Source organism: Halomonas sp. PA16-9 (assembly GCF_009728585.1).
Lineage (GTDB): Bacteria > Pseudomonadota > Gammaproteobacteria > Pseudomonadales > Halomonadaceae > Vreelandella > Vreelandella titanicae.
The window spans coordinates 1,056,436-1,080,818 of sequence record NZ_CP040451.1; the positions used below are offsets into that span (position 1 = coordinate 1,056,436).

At 53.9% G+C, this 24,383-nt stretch carries 10 protein-coding genes and 1 pseudogene; 3 read left to right on the forward strand and 8 right to left on the reverse strand.

Translation table 11 applies throughout. The annotated features are described in order from the left end of the window. Position 1 precedes the first annotated feature (1 nt). Together FDY98_RS25985 and FDY98_RS25990 are read left to right on the forward strand one after the other, a co-directional pair. On the forward strand, positions 2 to 5,833 hold the full coding sequence (locus FDY98_RS25985; RefSeq protein WP_196518139.1) for a non-ribosomal peptide synthetase: 5,832 nt from the start codon (positions 2 to 4) through the stop codon (positions 5,831 to 5,833). Then, entirely contained in the window at positions 5,833 to 13,725 is a 7,893-nt protein-coding gene (locus FDY98_RS25990; protein ID WP_196518141.1) for a non-ribosomal peptide synthetase, read from the forward strand. The genes FDY98_RS25985 and FDY98_RS25990 overlap by 1 nt, the downstream gene beginning before the upstream one ends. Positions 13,726 to 13,792: 67 nt before the next feature. Here the strand turns inward: FDY98_RS25990 and FDY98_RS04870 are convergent. From FDY98_RS04870 to FDY98_RS04895, 6 genes and pseudogenes are all read right to left on the reverse strand, one after another. Then, positions 13,793 to 13,958 (reverse strand): annotated as a pseudogene (locus tag FDY98_RS04870) (IS630-like element ISHsp2 family transposase); the annotation flags it as partial. A gap of 74 nt (positions 13,959 to 14,032) precedes the next feature. Then, positions 14,033 to 14,962: an ABC transporter substrate-binding protein gene (locus FDY98_RS04875; protein WP_051430570.1), complete on the reverse strand. Its 930-nt coding sequence runs from the start codon at positions 14,960 to 14,962 to the stop codon at positions 14,033 to 14,035. A gap of 169 nt (positions 14,963 to 15,131) precedes the next feature. Next, complete coding sequence (locus FDY98_RS04880; protein WP_051430569.1) at positions 15,132 to 17,348, reverse strand: TonB-dependent receptor; 2,217 nt, start codon at positions 17,346 to 17,348, stop codon at positions 15,132 to 15,134. A 158-nt stretch (positions 17,349 to 17,506) separates the two neighbouring features. Further along, on the reverse strand, positions 17,507 to 18,460 hold the full coding sequence (locus FDY98_RS04885; protein WP_027959979.1) for an alpha/beta hydrolase: 954 nt from the start codon (positions 18,458 to 18,460) through the stop codon (positions 17,507 to 17,509). Positions 18,461 to 18,525: 65 nt separating this feature from the next. Continuing rightward, positions 18,526 to 19,821 carry a lysine N(6)-hydroxylase/L-ornithine N(5)-oxygenase family protein gene (locus tag FDY98_RS04890; protein WP_035538608.1) on the reverse strand — a complete coding sequence of 432 codons (1,296 nt, stop codon included), beginning with the start codon at positions 19,819 to 19,821 and terminating at the stop codon, positions 18,526 to 18,528. Between the two features lie 23 nt (positions 19,822 to 19,844). Next, positions 19,845 to 20,951 (reverse strand): GNAT family N-acetyltransferase, encoded by a 1,107-nt coding sequence (locus tag FDY98_RS04895; protein WP_231500709.1) that lies wholly within the window; start codon positions 20,949 to 20,951, stop codon positions 19,845 to 19,847. Positions 20,952 to 21,162: 211 nt separating this feature from the next. Between FDY98_RS04895 and FDY98_RS04900 the strand changes: the two genes are divergently transcribed. After that, positions 21,163 to 22,809 carry a cyclic peptide export ABC transporter gene (locus FDY98_RS04900; RefSeq protein WP_027959977.1) on the forward strand — a complete coding sequence of 549 codons (1,647 nt, stop codon included), beginning with the start codon at positions 21,163 to 21,165 and terminating at the stop codon, positions 22,807 to 22,809. Here the strand turns inward: FDY98_RS04900 and FDY98_RS04905 are convergent. Next, on the reverse strand, positions 22,795 to 23,418 hold the full coding sequence (locus FDY98_RS04905) for a cytochrome b (protein WP_027959976.1): 624 nt from the start codon (positions 23,416 to 23,418) through the stop codon (positions 22,795 to 22,797). The two genes, FDY98_RS04900 and FDY98_RS04905, sit on opposite strands and share 15 nt — an antisense overlap. Further along, positions 23,411 to 24,355 carry a siderophore-interacting protein gene (locus tag FDY98_RS04910; protein WP_035538606.1) on the reverse strand — a complete coding sequence of 315 codons (945 nt, stop codon included), beginning with the start codon at positions 24,353 to 24,355 and terminating at the stop codon, positions 23,411 to 23,413. The genes FDY98_RS04905 and FDY98_RS04910 overlap by 8 nt, the downstream gene beginning before the upstream one ends. Between the last annotated feature and the right edge of the window lie 28 nt (positions 24,356 to 24,383).

The window sequence follows — 24,383 nt, forward strand, 5'->3', positions numbered from 1 at the left end:
CATGGAATTGGACGAAAGAAAGATTGCTCAACGTTTTGCAGAATTACAGGTTGATGCGCAGCGAAGTTTTCTGAATAAGCTGAGAAGTAGTGGCATTGATTTTCGTGAGCTTCCTATCGTGCCCGTTAACCGAGCTGAGCAACTTCCGTTGTCATATTCGCAGCGTAGCTTATGGTTGACATGGCAGCTTGATCCGGCAAGCCCGGCTTACAACATGCCAGGTGTGTTTTATTTGCAAGGCCCACTGGATGTTGCTGCATTCGAGTCGAGTGTGAATGACCTTGTGACGCGCCATGAAGTACTCCGCACGATATACCCTCAGAGCAGTGAGGGAGAACCTCTCCAGGAGGTTCTCAATGACTGGCGTGTTCCCGTATTACACGATGATTTACAGCAATATACCGAGTTAGAGAAGGAAAAAGAGCTACAGCGCCTCATTGGCGAGTTCTCTCAGCGCCCGTTTGCGATTGATGTTGAGCCGTCATTCCGCATGGCAATCTACCAGTTAGATACTAACCATCATGCAGTTGCCATTGTATTGCACCATATCGCTTGTGACGGTTGGTCGATTCAGTTGCTCATCAATGAGTTGTTCGAGTTTTACGAAGCCCGAATCCAACAGCGCAATGCTGCATTACCTTCGTTACCCATTCAGTTTGGTGATTATGCTGTTTGGCAACGAAGTTGGTTCGAGGCTGGCGAAATGGAGCGGCAGCTAAACCATTGGCGCCAGCGCCTGGGGGGCTCGCACACGCCTATCGAGCTTCCTTTGGATCGTCCAAGAGGCTCACAGGCGACATCGAAAGTCGGTCAGTGTCATGTTCAATTATCTCAAGAGGTGAGCCATGGTATTCATCAGCTAGCCCGTGAGCATGGCGCTTCACTGTATATGGTGATGCTGTCACTTTTAAAGCTGACGCTACATCGTTTCAGTGGACAAAGCGACATACGTATAGGCTCTCCCAGTGCTAATCGGAACAAAGCTGAAACACATGGTTTGATTGGTTACCTGCTCAATATTCAAGTGCTGAGAACCTTATTAGAGCCTACCAAGGGGTTTACCAGCTTATTAGGCGCCGTTAAAGAAACCGTGCTTGATGCACAGGACTACCAGGATATTCCTTTCGATACTCTGGTAGAAGCGTTACAGCCTGAGCGCCAACCTGGAGTACATCCGCTATTTCAGGTCAAGTGCACCCAACAGAAAGAGCTGGAGAGGGAAAAGGCAGTAGGTGACTTAAAGGTATATCTTGAAGGACTAAGCGGCGGTGATGCGCACTTCGATCTGAGCTTTGACTTTACCGATACCACTGATGGTATTCGCTGTGTATTCGCCTATGCGGCGGCACTGTTCGACGAAACAACAGTCAAGAGATTCGCCGAAGCACTACAAAGCCTGGCTGAGCAAGTGCTGAAAACGCCGAGTACGCCATTGGCATTGCTCGAAATCCCCGCCCCCACTTCGGTGCTTGAAGGAAATACAACTACATTCACTTCTGGGAGCGTTATAGAGCTTTGGGATCGAGCCGTCGAGCACTCCCAACAACTTGCGATGCAAGATGAACCGGATAATGCAGCCACCTATGCCAGCTTGGATGCCCAGGCCCAACGGTTAGCGGCAGAGTTAATGGCACAGGGAGTCGGCCCTGAAGTACGCGTTGCCATTCACGCTGAGCGTTCGTGCGAGTACGTGCTCGGCATTCTCGCCGTACTCAAAGCGGGCGGGGCGTTTGTACCGCTGGATCCGCAACTACCTACGGAACGTTTGGCCTATCAACTGACTGACAGTGGCGCTCGCTTAATGCTGAGCAGCATGGCTTGCGACTGGAGCGGTGACGTTCCGGTAATGGAACTGGCGTTTGCCGATGATATTCCGTCTGCAGTAGAACACAAACTGCCCGACATCCATCCCCAGCAGACTGCCTATGTGATCTATACCTCTGGCTCCACGGGCAAGCCCAAGGGGGTGGCGGTGAGTCACGGTGCTCTGGCCAATTATGTGCAGGGCGTTCTGGAGGCGCTGGCGCTACCAGAGGACGCCCGCAACATGGCGATGGTGTCGACGGTGGCGGCGGATCTGGGGCATACGATGCTGTTTGGTGCCTTGTGCTCGGGGCGCACTTTGCATCTTATTTCACCGGAATGTGCCTTCGACCCGGATGCCTTTGCGGCTTATATGCGGGAACAGCAGGTGGACATACTTAAGATTGTGCCTAGCCACCTCCGTGCCTTGTTGAATGCTGCAGATCCGGCAGATGTACTTCCGCAAGAGCGCTTGATTCTCGGTGGTGAAGCTACCGACTGGGCGCTACTGGAGCGTATCGTCAAGCTCAAACCAGCCTGTCGGGTGCTTAATCACTACGGCCCTACGGAAACCACGGTAGGTATTCTCACCCAGCAAGCCGAAATGGCCGATCGAGCTGCCAGCACACTGCCGATCGGCACACCGCTGACCAATGCTCAGGCCTATGTGCTCGACCCCTGGCTTAATTCAGTGCCGAAGGGCGTTGCCGGTGAGCTCTACTTGGGTGGCCCAGGGCTGGCTCAAGGCTACCTACAGCGCCTGGGGCAAACGGCGGAACGTTTCGTCGCCAGCCCCTTCCAAGCAGGGGAACGGCTCTATCGCAGCGGTGACCGGGTGCGCCAACTGGCCGACGGTAGCCTGGAGTTCCTTGGCCGTGTGGATGATCAGGTAAAGATTCGCGGTTATCGGGTGGAACCGAACGAGATCGCTGCCCTGCTGCGCGATCAACCGAGTATTGCCGAGGCTGAGGTGATCGCGCAGGAAAACGAGGAAGGGCGTGCGCAACTGTATGCCTACGTGGTTATGGCAGCCGGGAGCGACGTCAATGACGCCGCGTTACTTGCGCAGCTTGGCGAGCGCGTGCCGGACTATATGGTGCCCAGTGCCATAGTGCGGCTGGATACCTTGCCGCTGACCGCCAATGGCAAGCTGGATCGCAAGGCGTTACCGGAACTGAGGACATCTAGTCGAGACATGTACGCTGCACCCGAAGGCGATATCGAAACTGCGCTAGCTGAGATATGGGCCGACGTGATCGGCTGCGAGCGAGTGGGGCGCAACGACAACTTCTTCGAGTTGGGTGGTGATTCGATTTTGAGTTTGAAGGTGGTGGCTAGGGCAAGAAAGCGTGGCTTGCGGATATTGCCTAAACAGTTACTTGAGAAGCAAACTCTCGCTGAACTTGCACATGCGTTGCAGGGTGAGGGAGAGGATAAGAAGCAAGAGCCAACCATACCTGTATTATCAAACACTGATCGAACGAAGTCATTGCCTTTATCTTATGCTCAAACACGTCAGTGGTTTCTATGGCAATTAGAGCCTAAAAGCACAGCTTACCATATCTCAGGGGCGCTAAATCTGAAGGGTAAGTTAGACATTGAAGCTTTGCAGAGTTGTTTCACGGCCTTGGTGGAGCGCCATGAGTCGTTACGGACAGTGTTCGCGTCTAATAATGATGGCCTGGCGAAGCAGGTAGTCTTAGATAAAAACGCATATGATTTTCGCCATTCCGACTTAAGCAATATTGCGCCTGAAAAATGTGAAATTCTTGCCGATACTGCGATTCGAGAAATTTGCGACACGCCTTTTGATCTCTCAATTGGGCCGCTTCTACGAGTGGGGGTGATTCAGCGTGCTGAAGATGATCATCTGCTGGTAGTGGTGATGCACCACATTGTCTCTGATGGCTGGTCTATGCAGTTGATCATTGATGAGTTTGCTGTCGACTACCGTGCTCGTGTGATAGGTGAAGCCTGGCAGCCGCCAGCCTTGCCGATTCAGTACGCTGACTATTCAGTATGGCAGCGTCAATGGATGGATGCGGGTGAAAAGGAACGCCAGCTTGTCTACTGGAAGCAGGAACTGGGTAGAGAGCACCCAGTACTGCAATTACCAACCGATTTCCCGCGTCGCAATGATGGTCGTTATCGCGCTGCGTACCACCAGATGATGTTACCAGAATCGTTGGTTAGCGAGTTGCGTCAGCGGAGTAAGGTCGAGGGGGCCACTCTGTTTATGACGCTGCTGACGGGATTCCAAGCGCTGCTATATCGCTATACCGGACAGGAAGATATCCGGATCGGTGTGCCAATCGCTAACCGTCACCGGGCTGAAACCCAGGGAGTTGTGGGCTTCTTCGTTAATACTCAGGTGCTTCGCAACCAGATGAATGACCGCTTGAGTCTGGCCGAGGCATTAGAGGAAAGCATGCGTGCAGCACGTGGGGCGCAGGAGCACCAAGATCTGCCCTTCGAGCAGCTTGTTGAAGCGCTGCAGCCGGAGCGTAGTCTGAGCCATACACCACTATTTCAGGTGGTATTCAACCATCAGAGAAAAGATTCTCAATCATTGTTAAAACTGCCGGATCTATCCTTCGAGAATTACTCTTTGGGGCAGCAGGCTGCGCAATTTGAACTGACACTGAACACAGTCGAAGGTGCTGATGGTACGCTTCGAGCAACGTTTGCTTATGCTGCCGAGCTTTTTAAATCGGAAACTATCGAGCGCCTTGCTGCCCATTATCAATCATTACTCCAGGCGCTAGCTACGTCTCCTGACCAGTCCATCAACAATGTTGATCTGCTGAGTGAGTTTGAAAAGAGGAAGTTGTCCGAGTGGAGTACTAGTGCTCAACGCTACCCTGTTGCTAGGGCGATCCATCATCTAATTGAGCGCCAAGCTGCGGCAACCCCAGAGGCCACGGCGCTAGTATTTGAGAATCAGTTACTCAGCTACGCCGAACTCAATACCCGTGCCAATCGCTTGGCGCACTACCTAATTGGCCTAGGCGTAAAACCCGAGACCCGAGTGGGCATTGCTGTGGAACGCTCTGTTGAAATGGTGGTGGGGCTGCTGGGGATTCTTAAGGCGGGCGGTGCTTATGTACCGCTAGATCCAGATTATCCGAGTGATCGGTTGGCCTATATGGTCGAGGACAGTGGCATCGAGCTGCTGCTTACCCAGCAATATCTTCGCGAGTCGTTACCAGTAGCTGAAAGCCTGAATGTCATCGAACTGGATCAGTTGGATGTGACGCATCATGCGTCGACCAATCCAAACGTGGCGCTGCACGGCGAAAATCTTGCTTACGTGATCTACACCTCGGGCTCCACAGGGCAACCTAAAGGGGCGCAGCTATGCCATGCGAACGTGACGCGATTACTTGATACCACGGCACCTTGGTTCAATTTTGACGAGCAGGATGCCTGGACAATGTTCCACTCCTACGCCTTCGATTTCTCAGTGTGGGAGGTATTTGGTGCGCTGTGCACGGGCGGAAAACTTGTCGTGGTGCCCTACTGGGTTAGCCGTTCGCCGGAGGATTTCCTTGAGTTGCTATGCCGGGAACAAGTGACAGTCCTGAACCAGACGCCTTCTGCCTTCCGGCAGTTGATGGCCACCCCCGACCTCTATAACACGGAAGACTTGGCTTTGCGTGTGGTGATCTTCGGTGGTGAAGCATTGGAACCGGAAAGCCTACGCCCTTGGATTGAGCATTTCGGTGATGATCATCCCCGTCTGATCAACATGTATGGCATTACTGAAACCACGGTGCATGTCACTTATCGACGTGTGACAGCTGATGATCTGACAGGTCAACGTAGTCCTATAGGGATCACTCTCCCGGATCTCGGCGCACATATATTAGATAACCAGCTTAATCGTGTCCCCATCGGGATTCCTGGAGAGCTTTACGTATCAGGAGCAGGCTTGGCACGAGGCTATTTGAACCGCTGTAGTCTGACAGCAATTCGCTTCGTGGCTGACCCATTCGGCTCGGGGAGCGGCTCTATCGCACTGGTGACCTAGTGCGCTGGCATGAAGACGGCCAACTCGAGTACCTGGGGCGTATTGACCATCAGGTGAAAGTACGCGGCTTCCGTATCGAGCTGGGGGAGATTGAAGCGCAACTGCTATCTCAGCCGGAGGTACGCGAGGGGGTGGTGGTTGCACAAGACGGCCTCGGAGGCTCTAGACTAGTAGCTTATGTGGTTCCCCAAGCCAACATCGAGCTCGATATCAGCGCTCTCCGCGAGCGACTAGGCCAGTATCTACCTGACTATATGGTGCCGGGGGCTGTAGTTATCCTCGATGCAATACCGCTGACCTCCAACGGGAAGGTGGATCGCAAGGCGCTGCCTGAGCCTGACCTAGCGAGTAGCTCGCAGTATGTGCCACCTCAAGGAGAGGTGGAAGCAGCCTTGGCGAAGGTCTGGAGCGAGGTGTTGGGGGTGGAGCAGGTAGGGCGTCACGATAATTTCTTTGAGTTGGGTGGGCATTCGCTGCTGGCGCTGAAGGTGCTTGAGAAAATGCGGAATTGTGGCCTGACAGCGCAGGTGCGTACTCTTTTCCAATATCCGGAACTGGTAGCCTTTGCTCAGGCTATAGTCCAGAAGCCATTGCGAGATGAAATCATCATCCCGCCAAATCAAGTCCCTCTCGATTGCCAAGCTCTTCAGCCTGATATGCTGACGCTAATCGAGCTTAATGCCGAAGAGATCCATGCGATCGAAGCGGCAGTGCCTGGTGGTGCTAACAATATTCAGGATATCTACCCGTTGGCACCGCTGCAGGAGGGCATCCTTTTCCATCACCGGCTGCAGCAAGAAGGAGATGCCTATGTAACCCAACATTTGCTCGGCTTTGATTGCCAGGAGCGGTTGGAAGCATTCATTTCCTGTTTTAATAAACTGATTGACCGCCACGATATTCTGCGTACCGCGGTACTGTGGGGTGGGCTCCGCGAGCCTGTACAGGTAGTTTACCGGTATGCCGAATTAGCCCTCGAATGGCTAGACTTGGAGCGAGATGGTTCTCGCTGCGTCGCTGAACGGCTGAATGCCGAGGTGGATCCTGAACACCATCGTGTCGATGTGCGTCGAGCTCCCATGCTGCGCGCAGTTGCTGCATATGATGCCGAGCAAAATCGCTGGCTGCTGCAGCTACCTAGCCACCACTTGGTCATGGATCACACCACCCTTGAGCTACTGGTGGAAGAAATTGCCCTGATCCAGCAAGGTCGTGAAGATGAGTTGCCCAAGCCGCTACCTTTCCGCAACTTCGTGGCACAGGCCCGGCTAGGGGTAAGCCTGGAAGATCACGAGGCTTTCTTCCGTGAGCAGTTGGGCGATATTAAAGAACCGACAGCGCCCTTTGGGCTGCTAGACATTCGCAGCAATGGCAGCGATATCGAAGAAGTACGCGTTCCTTTGTCGGTGGAGTTAGCCCAGCAGGTGCGGCAACAGGCTCAGCGCCATGGTGTTAGCACGGCTAGCCTGTTCCATCTAGCCTGGGCATTGGTGCTCAGCAAAACGACTGGGCATGACGATGTGGTATTTGGCACTGTGCTGTTCGGGCGTATGCAGGGTGCTGAAGGGGCCGAACGGGCACTGGGGATGTTTATTAATACGCTACCAGTACGTATTAAAATGGGAGCTCAAGGTGCCGATAAATGCCTGCGCCAAACCCACGACGCCCTATCTGAGCTAATGCACCATGAACATGCCAGCCTTGGCCTCGCACAGCGCTGCAGCGGGCTACCTGGCGGGACGCCGCTATTCACCAGTTTGCTAAACTATCGTTACAGCGCACCTCAGCAAGAGGGGAACATCGCTCATACCTGGGAAGGTATGGAAGTGCTGGGTGGTCAGGAGCGTACCAACTACCCGATCACGATGTCGGTGGACGATCTGGGGAACGGCTTCCAGTTGGTAGGGCAGGTGAGCCGTCTAATCGGTGCTCAGCGGTTATGTGACTATCTGAGCACAGCCATTGCAGGGATCGTAGGAAATCTGCAAGCGGCGCCTCAACAACCATTAAGTGAGATCAACCTGCTCAGAGCAGACGAACAGCAGCTGTTGAGCGAATGGGGAGAGAATACGCAAGAGTATTTAGGCACTTCTCCAGTCCATCACCTAATTGAGCGCCAAGCTGCGGTAACATCCACGGCCACTGCGCTAGTATTCGAAGATCAGTCACTCAGCTACTCCGAGCTCAATGCTCGTGCCAATCGCTTGGCTCACTATCTGATCGGAATGGGAGTGCGTCCCGAAACCCGCGTGGGCATCGCTGTTGAGCGCTCAGTAGAAATGGTGGTAGGACTGCTGGGCATCCTCAAAGCAGGGGGCGCCTATGTGCCGCTGGATCCGGATTACCCCACCGAGCGGCTGGTCTATATGGTCGAAGACAGCGGCATCGAGCTGCTGCTCACCCAGCAGCATCTTCGCAATACGCTGCCGGTGTCTGAGAGCCTTGGCGTTATCGAGCTGGATCAATTGGACGTGGCACATCATGCGTCAACCAACCCGGAGGTGGCACTGCACAGTGAACATCTCGCCTATGTCATTTACACCTCGGGTTCTACCGGGCGTCCCAAAGGCGCCGCCAACCGTCACCATGCACTGACTAATCGCCTACAGTGGATGCAGGAGGCCTATGGGTTAACGGCCGACGATGCGGTGCTACAGAAGACGCCATTCAGCTTTGATGTCTCGGTATGGGAGTTTTTCTGGCCGCTGATGCAGGGGGCGCGGCTGGTGATGGCGCCGCCAGGTGCTCATCGCGAACCAGCACAGCTAGTTGAACTGATCCGAGCCCACAAGATCACCACGCTGCACTTCGTACCTTCCATGCTCCAAGCCTTCATGGCGCATAGCGATGTGGAAGGTTGTACCAGTCTGACACGCTTAGTGTGCAGCGGTGAGGCGCTACCGGCGGAACTGCAAAATCAGGTATTTGCCCGTTTGCCTCATGCGGCGCTCTACAACCTCTATGGCCCCACCGAAGCGGCCATTGATGTCACCCACTGGATCTGTCAAGACGATGGGCGCAACCACGTAGCCATCGGCCAATCCATCGCAGGTATTCGTACCTATGTGCTGGATGGCAATCTTAACTTGGCGCCGTCTGGGGTCACTGGCGAACTCTATCTCGGCGGGGCTGGTTTGGCGCGGGGCTACTTGCACCGCCCTGACCTTACCTCAGAACGTTTTGTCGCCGATCCTTTTGTGCAGGGCGAGCGCCTCTACCGCACCGGTGACCTGGTGCGCTGGCGGGAAGATGGTCAGCTTGAATACCTGGGCCGTCTTGACCACCAAGTGAAGATCCGCGGCCTGCGTATCGAACTTGGCGAGATCGAAGCCGAACTACTCTCTCAGCCGGAGGTTCGCGAGGCGGTGGTGGTCGCTCAAGAAGGCCCCGGTGGTTCTAGGCTGGTGGCCTATGTGGTTCCCCAAGTCGACTGTGAACTCTATACCGCCGTACTACGTGAAGCACTGGGTCAAAAGCTACCGGACTATATGGTGCCGGGTGTTCTGGTCTCGCTTGATGCACTGCCGCTGAATGCCAACGGAAAAGTAGATCGCAAGGCCTTGCCCGAGCCGGATTTGGCCAGTGGCTTGCAGTACGAGCCACCTCAGGGCGAGGTGGAAGAAGCGCTTGCAAAAATCTGGTCAGAGATACTTGGCGTCGAGCAGGTGGGCCGACACGATAACTTCTTTGAGCTAGGTGGTGATTCGATTCTCAGTCTACAGATCGTCTCCCGGTTGCAACGGGCTGGTTGGATGGTTACTCCTCGGCAAGTCTTTGAGCACCAGAGCATAGCCGAGTTGGCGCTGAATGCGTCCGGTGCGCTGGAGGAGGCGCAAAAACGTAAAGTCGAGCTAAATGGATTGGCGGATTATCTGAGCAGTGAGCAGATCGAAGCCCTAGGATTAGACCAAGACAATATCGAAGATGTTTACCCCCTGTCGCCCACGCAAGAGGGGATGTTCTTCCACTCTCTTGAAGCGGAAGAGCCGGGGCTCTACGTCAATCAATTGAACGTAGACGTCAGTGGACTGGATGCCAATAGGCTAGTAAGGGCTTGGCAAGCTATGGTCGAACGCCACGCCACGCTAAGAACGGGGTTCTTATGGCAGGCGGGTATGGCGCGTCCACTACAACTCGTCTTGGCACAAGTAGAGCCTGAGATCGTACAGTTGGATTGGCGCAATAGGAAAGATGGGCTTGAAGAGTCTCTCGCCACCTATGCTGAGCAAGTAATTAAGCGCCAAATTGACTGGCTGACACCACCCTTAGCCTGGTTGCATTTGATTCGACTCGATGATGACCGCTATCAACTGATATGGACTCGGCACCATATCTTGTCCGATGGCTGGTCAGAAGCCCGTCTAATTAACGAGTGGCTGGCCAGCTATGCGGAAGAGCCCTTGGCGGCTGTTGGGCGACCCTACGGTGACTACATTCGCTGGTTGCAGCGCCAGGATGCCGCTTCGACTCAAGCCTTCTGGACATCGGAACTGGTGGGGCTGGAAGGGCCGACACTGTTGGCAGAGTCGACCCGTCAAGAAAGTGAAGCCCAGGGCTTCGCCAAACGCTATACCCGTCTAGAACGACAAGATACTGCGCTACTAAAAGCTGCTGCCCAGCGGCAACGCGTGACTCTAAACACTTTGATACAGGCAGCCTGGGGGGTGTTATTGCAGCGCTACTGTCATCAGGAACGGGTGGTGTTTGGCGCGACGGTATCCGGCCGCCCACCGAGCCTGCAAGGCGCTGAGGAGATGGTAGGCCTGTTTATCAACACCATCCCCGTGGCATTGGAGGCGCGGCCTGAGCAGAGTGTTGGTGCTTACTTACAGAGTGTGCAGGCGACCAATTTGGGCATTCGCGAGTATGAGCATGCCGCGCTAGCAGATATCCAACGCTGGTCTGAGTCATCGGGCCGCGCTCTGTTCGACAGTATTATTGTATTTGAGAACTTCCCCGTCGATAGAACAATGCGTGATCAGCAGCGGCATGGTCTACGCTTTGGTGAGGTTGCCGGGGAAGGCATAACTGGCTATGCGATGGATCTGCAGGTGGTGATCGACGATGAGCTGGAGATTGAGTACTGCTATAGCCGAAGGGACTTCCCTGAACCGTTCATTGATGAACTGAAATGCGCTATGGAACTGCTCATTCGTCAGATGGCGGAGTCGCCTGATCGGCCTGTGGGTGAGTTGGAATGGATTGAATCAGCTCGATGGGATGCACTAAGTGAATTGAGCCAGAGTGGCCGCAACGGGTTCTCACGCATGCCAGTGCATCGCCGCATCGCCGCGCATGCTGTTACTCGGCCAGATTATATTGCGCTTCGAATGGGTGACCAAGCTTTAAGCCATGCGCAGTTGAATGCTCAGGCTAATCGCCTTGCCCATTATCTGCGCGAGCAAGGTGTGGGGCCTGATGTGCGGGTTGGCGTGGCGCTCGAACGCTCGCCTCAGGTCATTGTGACCTTGCTGGCTGTGCTCAAGGCGGGCGGTGCCTATGTACCTCTCGACCCAGCCTACCCACCCGAGCGCTTAAGTTTTATGATTAAAGATAGCGGTATGGCCATGCTGCTAACGCAGCGTAATGTACTGCCGCGTTTAGCAAAAGTGGACGGTATACCTTATGTCGATTGCGAAGCGCTCGATTTAATCCGTTATGACGACACTGACCCCGGCCTGGTAGTGCACGAAGAATCACTGGCTTACGTGATCTATACTTCGGGCTCCACCGGCACACCGAAAGGTGTCACGGTGGCTCATGGCCCGCTGGCGATGCATTGCCAGGCGATCAGCGAGCTCTATGATATGGAACCAGACTCCTGCGAGTTACATTTCATGTCATTCTCCTTCGATGGTGCCCATGAGCGCTGGCTGACAGCCCTGTGCTCGGGGATGAGCCTAGCAATTCGGGAAGAAGAGCTATGGACAGCGGAACAGGCCTACACGGCCCTGCAACACTATCAAGCAGCAAACGTGGCCTTCCCGCCGGCCTATTTGAATCAAGTCGCTGACTGGGCAGAAGGTCGTGATGATACGCCACCGGTGGAGTTATACGTTTTCGGTGGTGAAGCGATGCCCAAGACAGCCTATGACAAGGCGCGCCGCACGTTGCGGCCGCGCTGGTTCATTAATGGCTATGGGCCCACCGAAACGGTGGTGACACCACTGCTGTGGAAGACACCCGCCGAGGAGACTTTTGACTGTGCCTATGCACCGATTGGTCGCCCCGTTGGCGAGCGGTCGCTCTACGTGTTGGATGACAACCTACAGCCGGTACCCAAGGGCGTTGTGGGCGAGTTGTATATCGGTGGTTATGGTTTGGCGCGAGGGTATCTTGGGCGTACCGGCTTAACAGCCGAGCGCTTTGTGGCCGATCCCTTCGACACCTTGGGTGGGCGCCTCTACCGCACTGGAGATCTGGTGCGCTGGCGGGAAGATAGCAATATGGAGTATATGGGCCGTGCAGATCACCAAGTGAAGGTGCGTGGCTTCCGTATTGAACTGGGTGAGATAGAGGCACGTGCCCGCGAGATACCTGGCGTGAGTGACGTCGCCATCGTTACCCATGAAGTCTCGAATGGACATCAATTGGTTGCTTATCTGGTAGCTGATGAGGCGGATGACTCTCGATTAGTGCGCCGTGCACGCCGACACTTCGAAGCGCATCTGCCCGACTACATGGTGCCAGCCCATATGATGGTGCTAACAGCCCTGCCACGTATGGTCAATGGCAAACTGGATCAGTCGGCGTTACCCGAGCCACGGCTGGATGAAAATCGCGAGCACGTGGCCCCCTCTACACCGGAAGCTCGTCAGCTCGCTGAGATTTGGCAGGAAGTATTGGGTATTGAGCGGGTCGGAGAAACCGACAACTTCTTTGAGTTGGGTGGAGACTCTCTACTAAGTCTGAAGGTGTTGAGCCGAGTGCGTGCCCTAAAGGAGACTACGCTTGATTTTAAACTGCGTGATCTGATGCAGAAACCCACCATTGCCGGTTTGTTAGGGCTGGGTGAATCTTCGGATGCTTTGCTGGATGGCGTGGTTATGCTCAATGGCGAGAGTCAGGGGCAGTCACCGCTGTTCTGTGTTCATGCTGGTATGGGCACCCTTTACGACTACCAGCCGCTGGCACGGAGTCTACAGGGAGTATGTACGGTATATGGATTGCCGTGCCGGATGCTAACCGACCCGCAACATTGTGATACGTCGCTGGAAGCAATGGCTGATGACTATGCATCAACTATCCGCAGTATTCAGCCTCAGGGGCCCTACCGGTTATTGGGGTGGTCACTAGGTGGCACCTTGGGAGCGATGATCGCGGCACGGCTTGAAGTGCAAGGTCAAGAGGTGAGCCTGTTAGCACTGGTGGATCCCTATATCCCGAGTAGCGACCAGAGGCGCGAAGATGATTGGCGGAAGGACTTCGCAGCTTTTGTGTCAGTGATCTTACCGGGCATCTCGGCTGAGGCAGAAGCCAGTAGTAATAGTGACGCGCCCCATGAGGAGCCGAGCGAAACTAAGCTAGCCGACAGGTTGGATAGGCTACTGGCGCCGGATGAGGCACACGGACGGGAAGGTTATGCCGCTCTGGGCGGTGAGGAACTCGCTCGGATCTTCTGTGTGGCACGCCATTTGAAGAGGCTCTCTCTGCAGACCGATACCTTACCGACGCTGAGCTGTGAAGCGGATTGTTGGTGGTCTGAGGGGCGTCCACACGAGGAGCGGCAAGCGCTAACGAATCAAGTGGGGCAAGCGCCACGTCGTGCTATTGAGGCTTCTGAGGGTCACTTTTCGATTGTCTCCAGTGATTCGCTGTTGCTACAGGTGGTGGAAAAACTGCAAGAGGTAGCTCACCTGGAGGTAATTGTAGACGAACAAGAACTGGTTTGATTGCTGGTTTTTAAAAGAAAGCTCTCTTCTTGGCCGCGCTGGGAAGAGAGCAAATCATTAATGCATAAACCTGCAGTACCTCACTGATTTGGTTGATCGTATAGCCTTGATCACTCAACAGGATAGCATTCGCACGGCGACGTAGGGCACGCTTCTCTCCATGGTGATAGGCAGAGGACAGTCGGTGTCTAATGTTCAGAGTCAGTAAGGGGAGCAACGAAACGCCTTAACATAGTTTCATCCGTAAGAGAGATCCGATGCCACAATGCATAAAAATTTAAGATCAAGCACTTACATAGTCACATAATTAGCCCTTTGGAAGGTATGAGGTAGCACGACTTTCTTCTATGGCATCAATCAGGACATCTGCAAAATGTCTAGCAGAGGGAAGAGCGCCGAAATGGTTAAAGGTTGCCGGTAGGATGATGGCATCACCACGTTGTATGATAGGCAAATGTTGCCAGATACCACTTATGTAGAATTGTTCACGATTGGGATTGGTGGCATATGGGCTTTCCAATATCACTAGGCGAGCATTGATATCAATTAAAGAGTCGATACTAACCGTGGTGATTCCATAGTGATTTTGTGCGCCTTCCCAAGCATTTGACAGTCCTAGCTGATCTAGGGAGCTTTGAAACAAACTGTTGTTCCCGAATACCCTGGCATGTTTATGATCCATCAAGCGAACGATCAATAAGGGAGGGATTTGATCATCAGCTATCCTCTTTCTCAGTGATTGGAAATGTGCTTCAGCTTCCTGAATTACATCCTCCGCGAGATCCGCAGCATCTACGGCCTCTCCGACCTCTCTTGTGAAAGACGTCATCCGCTGCCAGCTATTTGCTTCAAATTCTGGGCTATAGAGAGTTAGGCTTTTCACTGTGGCAATGCCTGACAGACGAGGAGTCATATGTTTGAATTCTGGTGATGTGAGAACGAGCTCGGGTGAGATTTGACTGAGAAGCTCAAGATTTGGTTGGATGATCGTTCCTAGGTTGCTTGCTTTGACTGCCCCTCTTAGCGTGAAGTATGGAGTGTTTGAATCGATAACCGCTGTAGGTACTATACCCAGCGAAAGCAAGGTTTCGGTACTGCGATAATCAAGAGAAGCAACAGATGGAATTTCATGGTGTGTAATTGCCGAGCCTGGAGCAGCGCATGCTAGGTCAGCAATTGCAACGATGGCTATCAGGCCGCGAAATAGAAGCATACTGATGATAGAGGATCGAGGCATGGCATTCCTAGTTTGATCTTAGTGCAGCGAATGAAATACTTGTATTGCTAAGGGTAGGCTTTTAACACGGCATTATAAAGGAAGTGGCACTTTTTGTTGTAGTATTAGTAACTATTTTTTATTAATAGAAACTCCCCCCGCCGACCTTAGGAGTCAGCAGGGGGTAGAACTAAAACTCCATAGTTGCAGACAAGATTACGCTTCTTGGTTCACTTAGGCGAAGTCGGCCACCGCTACCGTTAGCAGATTCCCAGTAGTCTTTGTCTAAGAGATTATTTATGTTAGCCCTGACTGTTATAGGGTGATTTTCAAACTGGTAACCTGCTCCAACATCCCAGCGTGTCCACCCTGGGATTTCTTGAGTGTTGCTAGCATCAATATATTGAGAGCTACTTCTGACAACACGTGAATTTAGCGTCAACCCAGAGATCGGAGTATCCCACTCAACACTGACATTACCTAGCCATCTTGACGTGCCCGGTGCTTGGTTCCCGTCGTTAACTCCATCTTGTGTTTCAGTTAGAGTCGGCTGTAGATAAGCTATACCACCTAAAAGCTTTAAGGTTGATGTGGGTTGGCCAAAGACATTTATTTCGACGCCACGGTTGCGCTGCTCACCATCTTGAGTCGATATAAATGCTCCATCAGTAGAGCCTGGAAGAGTGATTGTGCTCGGCTGCCGAATCTCGAAGGCACTTACTGATCCCCCAAAATCACCGTGGTCTAGCTTTATACCTGCCTCTATTTGTTGTGTTTTAGACGGAGAAAACGTTTCTCCAGCATTTTCCGCCGTTGCTGGAGCTGTATACCCAAGATCCAGCCCTTCAATATAGTTACCATAGATAGAAATATTATCAGAGGGTTTTACGGTTATTCCGATAGCTGGTGCAATAGCACTTTCATCATACAGAGAAGTTCTATTTCCACTTTCAGTGTCAAAGTTTTCAATCCTGACATTCTGATGACGCGCACCTAAAGTGACAAGTAGTTGATCGTCAAGCAACCCTATGACGTTTGCTGCTGCTATGGATGTTAGCTCTCTTTCAAAGGATTTTGGGATATCTCTAGATAGCTCGAATTGGTCAGGAAAGCCAATTGCACCAACATTGTGAAGGTTGGAGAGACTTATATCGCTGCTCTCATAAAGATATCCGCCTTCCTCCGTTAGTTTAGAGAAATTTATATTTAAATTATGGGTGATATTGCCTGTTGTTACAAGCCCGCGAATTCCTGAAGTTGCACTTCGAGTGTCAGAGTAGTCAGGATAGTAGACGGGGAATGAGGCTAGAGAGTTTGATGTGTCTATTAGTGCATGATTGGTTCTAAGATTATAGCGAGTATTGTTACGTCCTCCTAGCCCACCGTAGAGAGTCCAGTTGGGGGATAGGTCGTATTCACCTTGCAAAGCTGCATAAGTGTCTTCATTCTCTATTTCTTCCCACGATTGCGCTGTTTGCTTGTTTGCATTGGGGGCCGAGGGGACTTCCGCTCCTTGGCGAATCTGGAGCCCTGAGCCAAAGCCACTTCCGGCATTGGTTTTATCTTTCTGATAGCCTAGGTCGGCGGACAATCGATAATTATCTTCCTGATAATCGAAGCCGAGACTGGCAGCGCCTAATGTCGAGGATTGACCATCGACCGCCGTATTGCCGTCTCTGAAAACACCATTAAAACGTATACCAAGTTGATTGGATTCTCCGAATCTGCGTCCAGCATCTATATGAGTACCTAGCAGTGAGTCACTTTGATAAACAGCAGAGATTTCCGTGAGAGGGGTATCGCTTGCACGCTTCGGTATAACATTTATTGTGCCACCAACTCGGCCACCAGGTGATACACCATTTAATAGAGTGTTTGGTCCTTTAATTATTTCTACTCGTTCTACGGTTTCCATGGATATGGTGTTAGTGGGCATAACACCATAGAGTCCGTTAAGGGCGATGTCACTATTGAAAAGAGTGAAGCCACGAATTTGAAAGGTATCGCCTCCAGTGTTAGTTCCCCTCCCTCGTGTGCTTGTCTGCACGGATGGGTCATTGTCGAGAATATCGGCAATGCTTCTTGATTGCTGGCTTTTGATGAGATTTGATGTGTAGCTGGTGATGTTGAAAGGGGCGTCCATGATGTCCATGTTGCCAAGCAAACCAAGGCGTCCGCCTGTTGCTACTTGTCCTCCAGCATAAGGTACTGGAAGAGAATCGTAGAGTCGACTTTCGGTCACCTGAAGCGTAGGTAACTCTGTTGTAGACTCCCCGCTTTCTTCTGTTTGGGTTGAGGTGAGGTCTTGAGCGAGTGCAGCTGGTGCCACGAATAGCGTCGCAGCGCAGGCATTAGCAATGGCCACGGAGAGCAGTTTCCTGCGCAGGCCGGTACGAAATGGATGCATAGTAATCCCCTTGAATGATATTTATGCGTTAATGGTAATTATTATTATTAGCATTATGTTCTGAATTTGTACGTTCTTGCAACACTCCGTTGCCCAAAATGGTACCTGTGGCAAGAGGCGCCACAGGTACCAATCATGCTGTGCCCCATGGGAGGCAATTAAACATCAACTGAGCTTGGGTGCTTACTAAGATGGTGCTGAAGCGCTTTGGCGATATCCGCGCGTACCTGACCGGTGGCATCGGGCGTGATGCTGCCCAGGCGTGCAAAGTCATGCACCATGCCGGGGTATATAGTCAGTTGGGTATCCACGTGCGCTTCCTGTAAACGATTCACGTAGGCGATGCCTTCGTCGACTAGGGGGTCGTGTTCGGCCAGGGCGATGAAGGCAAGTGGTAGGTTTTTGAGTTCCGCAGCCTCCAACGGCGCAAAACGCCAGTCGTGGCGTTCCTCATCGCTATTTAGGTAGTGGCCAAACATCCACTGCAGGGTGTCTGCTTCCAGCAGATAGCCTTGTGCGTATCGGCGATGAGACTCGCTGTCCTGCCAGGCACTGGTGCAGGGGTAGAGCAGGATCTGGCAGCGTGGAGGGTGCCAACCATTATCACGCGCTGACATACAAAGAGCCGTGGCAAGGGTGCCTCCTACACTGTCACCACCAACGGCGATACGTGAGGTATTGAGACCCATCTCTTCGCCATGCTTTAGCAGCCAGCAATAGGCATCTTCAGCATCGTGAAAAGCTGTCGGAAACTTGTGCTCGGGGGCCAAACGGTAGTCGACGGCCAGCACTGTGTAGCCAGTTGCTTGAGAGATGCTTTGGCAGAGCGAGTCGTGTGAATCCAGGCTGCCCAGTAGGTAGCCGCCGCCATGGAAGTAGAGCAGGGTGGGAGAGATAGACTCCTTACCTTGATAGCGGCGTAGCTCAAGTTGGTGACCATCTCGGCACGTAATGCTCAGCGTTGTGGCATCGTGCGATGCTGGCTCATCAAGCATCTGCGATGATGCCTCGTAAGCAGCGCGTGCCTGTTGTGGTGAGAGCGAGTGAAAAGGCGGATTGCCGCTTTCGGCGACCAGATCTAAGAAAGCGGCGATATCAGGATGTAGGGACATGATGGTCGTGAATCTCGGTATTAGGGGCCGCTCTGAGAGAGCGGCCATGCGTTAATAGTGCTTGGTTAGTCCGCGCCTACTAGTGAGGGAGTTGATACTCCTGAATAGGATGTTGGCAGTGCCTCATTAAGCACTTCACAGATCTCACTTGTCCTGGCTGCCAAAATCGACAGCAGGGTATCGCTTAAACCATGGGTGGGCTCGCAGCTGCCTTGCAAGAAAATAGCCGGTTTGAACGCAGGTTTGGTGTAGAGCTGATAGTGGCGGTTAACGGCAAAGTCAGGCAGGTAGTCCGCGACGGGGGCCAATAGCTGTTTATGGGTGTCGCGTATATAGCCTGTTGCTAATACCACTGCGTCGTAGCGAGTGGACTCCGTATGACCACTCTCTAAATCGCGAACATTTAGCTCAATACCTTCGGGGCCTGCTTGACTACCAATAACTTCATGGCGGCGGCGGAAGCGGTGGCGGGCCTGGCCGGTTACTTTTTGCTGATAGAACACATCGTAAATCTCCTGAATCAGCGCCAAGTCAGGGGCTGAGTAGTTGGTGCTTTTGTACTCCTGCAGCAGTGCTTCCCGCTGGCCGGTGGGGTTGTTGAACACGTAGTCGGTGTATTCGGGATTGAAAATCTCGTTGACGAAAGGGCTATCGTCCGAGGGTTTAAAGGCCCATGCCCGGCTAATAAGATCCACCTGAATGCCTTCACGGCCGTGTAGATCAAGGAATATCTCAGCGGCGCTCTGGCCCGCACCGATCACCGCGATGCGTTTGGGGGCGTCTTGCTTCGCCAACTCCCGGAGGTAGTGGCTGGAGTGGAAGACCCGTGGGTCGTCTTTTAGCCCGGCGAAGCATTCAGGCACATTGGGCGCGCCCCCCACGCTAATTACCAATGAACGGGTGAGCCTTTCCTGCACCGCGCCACTCTCATCCCGTGAACGCACGCGAAGGTAGGCGACCTCGTCGTTATCAGTTTCGGGCAGCACTTCAAACACATCCTCTCCATAGGTGCACTGGTGTTCAAAGTGGCTGGCAGTCCAGCTTAGGTAATCATTGAACTCATGGCGGCTGGGGAAGAAGGTCTGCAGATTGATAAAGTCCTGCAAGCGGCCTTTGCTGTGAAGATAATTGAGGAAGCTGAAACGGCTCTCAGGGTTACGCGGCGTGACCAGATCTTTGAGGAAAGAAATCTGCATATGGGCATTTTCCAGCAACATATGCGGGTGCCAGGCAAAGTAGGGCTGACGCTCAATAAACAAGGCATCCTTCGCTTGCCCTGCCTGGCGCTGTTCGTCGAGCGCAATGGCCAGGGCAATATTGGAGGGGCCGAAGCCGATGCCGATCAAATCGTGAATATGCATAAGAGTCCTCGTGGCTGATGTGTCTATGGGGTGAGGCGTGGATCGGGTCGTGGGGCTGACCCAGGGTGCGAGGGCAGCGGAACCCAGCAGCGCTCGTTAAAAAAGTGTTCGCGTAGCTGCATGCCGAGCATGGCCCGCTTGTGAGGAAAGTCGAACGCCTTAACATGGGCGTAACCGCACTGGGCAAGGTTGCGCAGCATCTTGGCGTTATCTACTCGGGGTTCAATTACCAGGCGCTGGGTGCGGCAGTCGTCCAGGAACAGGTAGTGAGAGATAGAGGGCAGCCAAGCGGCGACATAAGGCCGCCCGCGAAAAGCGGCTTCGCCGATCAGCACGTGCCAGCCGCGGTCAAAGTCACCGACATCGTAATAAGCGCCGATGCGATCCTCCTTGGCCCAGTAGGTCTCGAAATAACCGAAGGGCTCTCCGTTGATACAGCCGATCAGCGGTACAACGCTGGGGTTCTGGAGCGTGCTCTCCAGCCGCTCGCGATGCTGTTCCAAATCACCCTGCTCTTCCCAGAAATGGGCGACGACTGGGTCGTTCATCCACCGGTTGAAGCGCTCCAGATCAAGTTCCAGGTCAAGCACTCGAAAGCTTAATGTGGCATCCAGCCAGGCAATATGACGCTGATAGACCGTGCCACTGGGGCGCGGCGGGCGGCGTGGGTGTCGTTTTCCATTCTCCAATATGGACTGCTGCGGGTAAGGGCGCGTGGGTGGCGAGTTAAGCCAAAGCGTGGGTAACTGCCAAAAGAGCTCTGCATAGGCCCAGAGCTCCCCATGGTTTTCTTGAACCGCGATGCCAGCGGCACACAGGTTGGCGTACAAAACACTAGGTAGCTGAAGGCGTAGCGCAACACTGGCCGGGTAAAAGGCAAAAGCCCCTTCGATAGCGGCAAGCAATGCCGGGAAAGGTGGTGCTGAACGCTGTGACCACTGCAGCATCAAGGTGCTGTTATCGTCTACTAGCAACCACTCAAGGCGCTCTTGATGTCCTTCCACATAAAGTGTCTGCGTGGTTACCTCATAGGAAACTTGATAGGTGCACCCCTCTGGGCGTGAGAGCAGCGAGGCCACCGCGTAGCTTTCAGAGGGTACCTGTGTTTGTGCCTGGACAGAACTGGACACCGCTAAGCTCCTATCGAAAAAACGAATCAAAGAAAAGAATAAAAAAATCACCCCCACCGAAAGGCGGCGTACTGACTTCTTTATCTAAAGACGAATGAGAATGAGGTATGTTTACAAGAAAGGTGTTTAACTTTTTGCAGCGGTGGTTCGTCTGTATGGGTAGGTACTGCTTTCCAGTCGCTTTTTCTAATTGCTTTCCAATGAGGTGAATGTGCTTCCCTATCTGATTCGTCGAACCCGCGGGTTGATGACCGCTGCTGCGCTGGCCAGTATTCTCTCGGGGCTTTTCAGCGTGCTGCTGATTGCCCAAATCAATGCGGCGTTAAACAGCGATGCCGCCAGTCGTGCCAATACGGCCTGGGCTTTCGCGGGGATCGCCGTGGCCCTAATGGTCTGTCGGATGGTGTCGACGGCGCTGTTTGAGCGGTTGGGGCAGCGTGCTCTGGCCGAGTTGCGCAGTTTTGTCGCCCAGTGCGTGGCCGAGACCCCCTTTGCTCGGTTCGAGCGTGTGGGCAGTGCACGGATCCAGTCGGCGCTCACCGAGCACAGCAACAACGTGGCGGTACTGTTCGTTAGCTTGCCGGTGATTTTGACCAATACGGTCATCGTGGTGGGGTGCTTGGGCTACCTGGCAATGCTCTCATGGCAGGTGTTTTTATTTGCACTGGGGGTGATTGGGCTGGGCGCTGTCGGCTATCACCTTGTGCACTTACGCGCTATTCACTACCTCCAGGATGCCTCGTCAGAGCAGGATCGCCTGTTTGGACATTTCCGCGCGCTGACCGATGGTGCAAAAGAGTTGCGGCTACACCAACGCAAGAGCCGGGTCTTTATGGATCAGATATTGGGGGAGTCGGTTGAAGGCGTGCGGCGGCTGCGTACTTATGGCATGTCGCTGTTCGTGATCTCGACCAGTTGGGGGCAGTTCCTGATGTACGCCTTTATCGGTCTGGTATTGTTTGTATTGGCGGGCGATGGGCCTAACCAAACCCAGGTAATGACCGGTTTTGCGCTGGTGTTTGTGTTTATGGTGACGCCCCTTGAAGGCTTGCTGATCAATATCCCGCGGATCAATATGGCGCGGGTAGCTGCTAGTCGAATTGATGACATTACACGAGAGATGCCCCAGGGGCAGGAGAGGCAGGCGTCACCTCAGGTGCCTGCTTTGCAGCGTCTTGAGTTGCACGACGTCACCCATCAGTACTACCACGAGCAGAGCGATGACTTCTTTGAGTTGGGGCCGATTAATCTGAGCTTTACGCCGGGGGAAGTGGTGTTTCTGGTGGGGGGCAACGGTAGCGGTAAGACCACGCTGGCCAAAGTAGTGGTGGGGCTTTACCCGCCGGAAGGTGGCGAGGTATTGCTCAATGGAGAGCGGGTCGAAGCGGATGGCTGGGATGCCTACCGGCAGCTCTTCTCGGTGGTGTTCTCAGACTTCCATCTCTTTGAGCGCCTGTTAGAGGCACCACGTGATGACCTGGACGAGGAGGGTGATCGCCTGCTGGCCAAGTTGCACCTGCAGCACAAAGTGCGGGTTGAAAACGGTGCGTTCACCACCCAAGCACTCTCCCAGGGCCAGCGTAAGCGTCTGGCGCTGGTGGTTGCCTACCTTGAGGATCGGCCCTTCTTGGTGTTTGACGAGTGGGCGGCGGATCAGGATCCGTTATTCAAAGAGGTGTTTTACTGCGAGGTGTTGCCCGAGCTAAAACGCATGGGCAAAGCGGTGCTGGTCATCACCCACGATGACCGCTATTTCCACCTCGCAGATCGATTGGTGCGGCTAGAGAGTGGCAAGCTGTTGACTGCTGAGTCTGAGACTGCCGAAGAGCCGCTAGCGGAACCCTCATCGGCCACTTGACCCCACCATACGCGCCAGTACTCGGTCTTTAAGCCAGAAGCGGTGAGTCAGCGCCATCATGATGTGGCCGATGACTAATCCACATAGCAGCCACGAGAGCGGGCCGTGAAGGAGCTCGGCGGGGGCGACCATCCAGGTGATCTCGCGTTCCGCTTCGGGCAGCAGCTCCATGCCATAAAAGAGTAGCGCCCCGCCGCGGCCGTACTGGCGCAAAATAGCGAAAGCGGGCAACCACATTAGTAGCCCATAAAAGGTGATATGGACAAAGCGCGTCAAGCGCCCACCTAGCCCTGGCGTGTGGGGCGGGCGTTGTTTGCGATTTATCCATGCCCAGCCAAGGCGAGCCAGCGTCACGATCAGAATCATAAATCCTAATGAGCCGTGAGGCCCGATGCTCGCCAAGAACAGCGTGATAGCGTTTTCGCCCATTCCTCTCCAGGCCAACAACACGGAAAATTGCAGCGTGACCAGCGCGGCGGTCAACCAGTGCAGTACACGGCTGACCCGCCCATAGCAGTTGGGGCTGTCTCGCCAGCCAATAGGCGTTTGAGCTTGCTTGCTTGTGATATCACTGTTTAACGCCGTGTTGTTTGCCGTTCCTTTAACCATTGGCCTTGCCCTGGCGCCAGTAGCCCATGCTGGTGACGTACTGCTTGGGTAGCCCGCACTCGTTGACCAAATAGCGACGCAGCTTCATGGCGACCTTGGTTTCAGCGGCGATCCAGGCGTAGAAGGGCGCACTGTCATCCAGGGTGGCGGGTTCCCAGAGAGGGCCGTCCTCATCGTCGCTTTCGTCGTTGGTCGTGGCTCTGGTAGTGACGTTAGTAGGCGTGCCGCCTAGCGCTTGAATTTCCCTATGTAAATCGATATCACGTAGCGCTCTCATTAGCAGCTCACCGTGTTGGCAGGCGGGCTCAGCGTCGCGGGCCAGCCAGCGCAGTTTGGTGGCCTGGGGCAGAGGCTGAACGTCGTCGCCACGAGGCACTTCGAATAGCGCTTCGACCTTGGGTTTGAGCGGTAGGTCATCAAGGGTTTCCAGAATGCCGGCGGCAGCGGGGAGGGCGGTTTCATCGGCGATGATCAGAATACGGCGTACGCCTTGGGGCGGCTTCCACTCGTAGCCCAACTTTGGGCCTTCCGCGTTAGCGTCGGGGGCTGTCATGGCTAGCCGGTCACCCGGGCGGGCGTGCATTGCCCAGCGCGATGCGGGGCCATTGTCGCCGTGGAGTACAAATTCAACGTCCACCTCAGCCTGCTCCGGGCGGAGGGCGCGAATAGTGTAGGTGCGCGCTGAGGGCCTTTGGGCATCCGGCAGTGCGCGGTAGGCGCCGTACCAGTCGTGTTCTTCCAGCTTGGCAATTTCAAACAGCGGGTCGAGACTGCCACCGCCTTCGGGAAAGAATAGCTTGACGCGCTGATCCGGTGCGTAGGTCGCCATTTGGCTGACTTCCGGGCCAGTAAAGGTGAACCTGACTAATGAGGCGCTGACTTGGGTACGCCGGGCTAGGGTGATATCGAAAAGCTGGTAGCTCGGTTTGGCTGCCATAGTGATGCCTCCTTTATATATAAGGAGT

What these genes read in the sequence shown, in the direction of transcription:
- FDY98_RS25985 (WP_196518139.1), top strand. Translation starts at nt 2, where the DNA reads ATGGAATTGGACGAAAGAAAGATTGCTCAACGTTTTGCAGAATTACAG.
- FDY98_RS04875 (WP_051430570.1), bottom strand. Translation starts at nt 14,962, where the DNA reads ATGCCTCGATCCTCTATCATCAGTATGCTTCTATTTCGCGGCCTGATA.
- FDY98_RS04880 (WP_051430569.1), bottom strand. Translation starts at nt 17,348, where the DNA reads ATGCATCCATTTCGTACCGGCCTGCGCAGGAAACTGCTCTCCGTGGCC.
- FDY98_RS04885 (WP_027959979.1), bottom strand. Translation starts at nt 18,460, where the DNA reads ATGTCCCTACATCCTGATATCGCCGCTTTCTTAGATCTGGTCGCCGAA.
- FDY98_RS04890 (WP_035538608.1), bottom strand. Translation starts at nt 19,821, where the DNA reads ATGCATATTCACGATTTGATCGGCATCGGCTTCGGCCCCTCCAATATT.
- FDY98_RS04905 (WP_027959976.1), bottom strand. Translation starts at nt 23,418, where the DNA reads ATGGTTAAAGGAACGGCAAACAACACGGCGTTAAACAGTGATATCACA.
- FDY98_RS04910 (WP_035538606.1), bottom strand. Translation starts at nt 24,355, where the DNA reads ATGGCAGCCAAACCGAGCTACCAGCTTTTCGATATCACCCTAGCCCGG.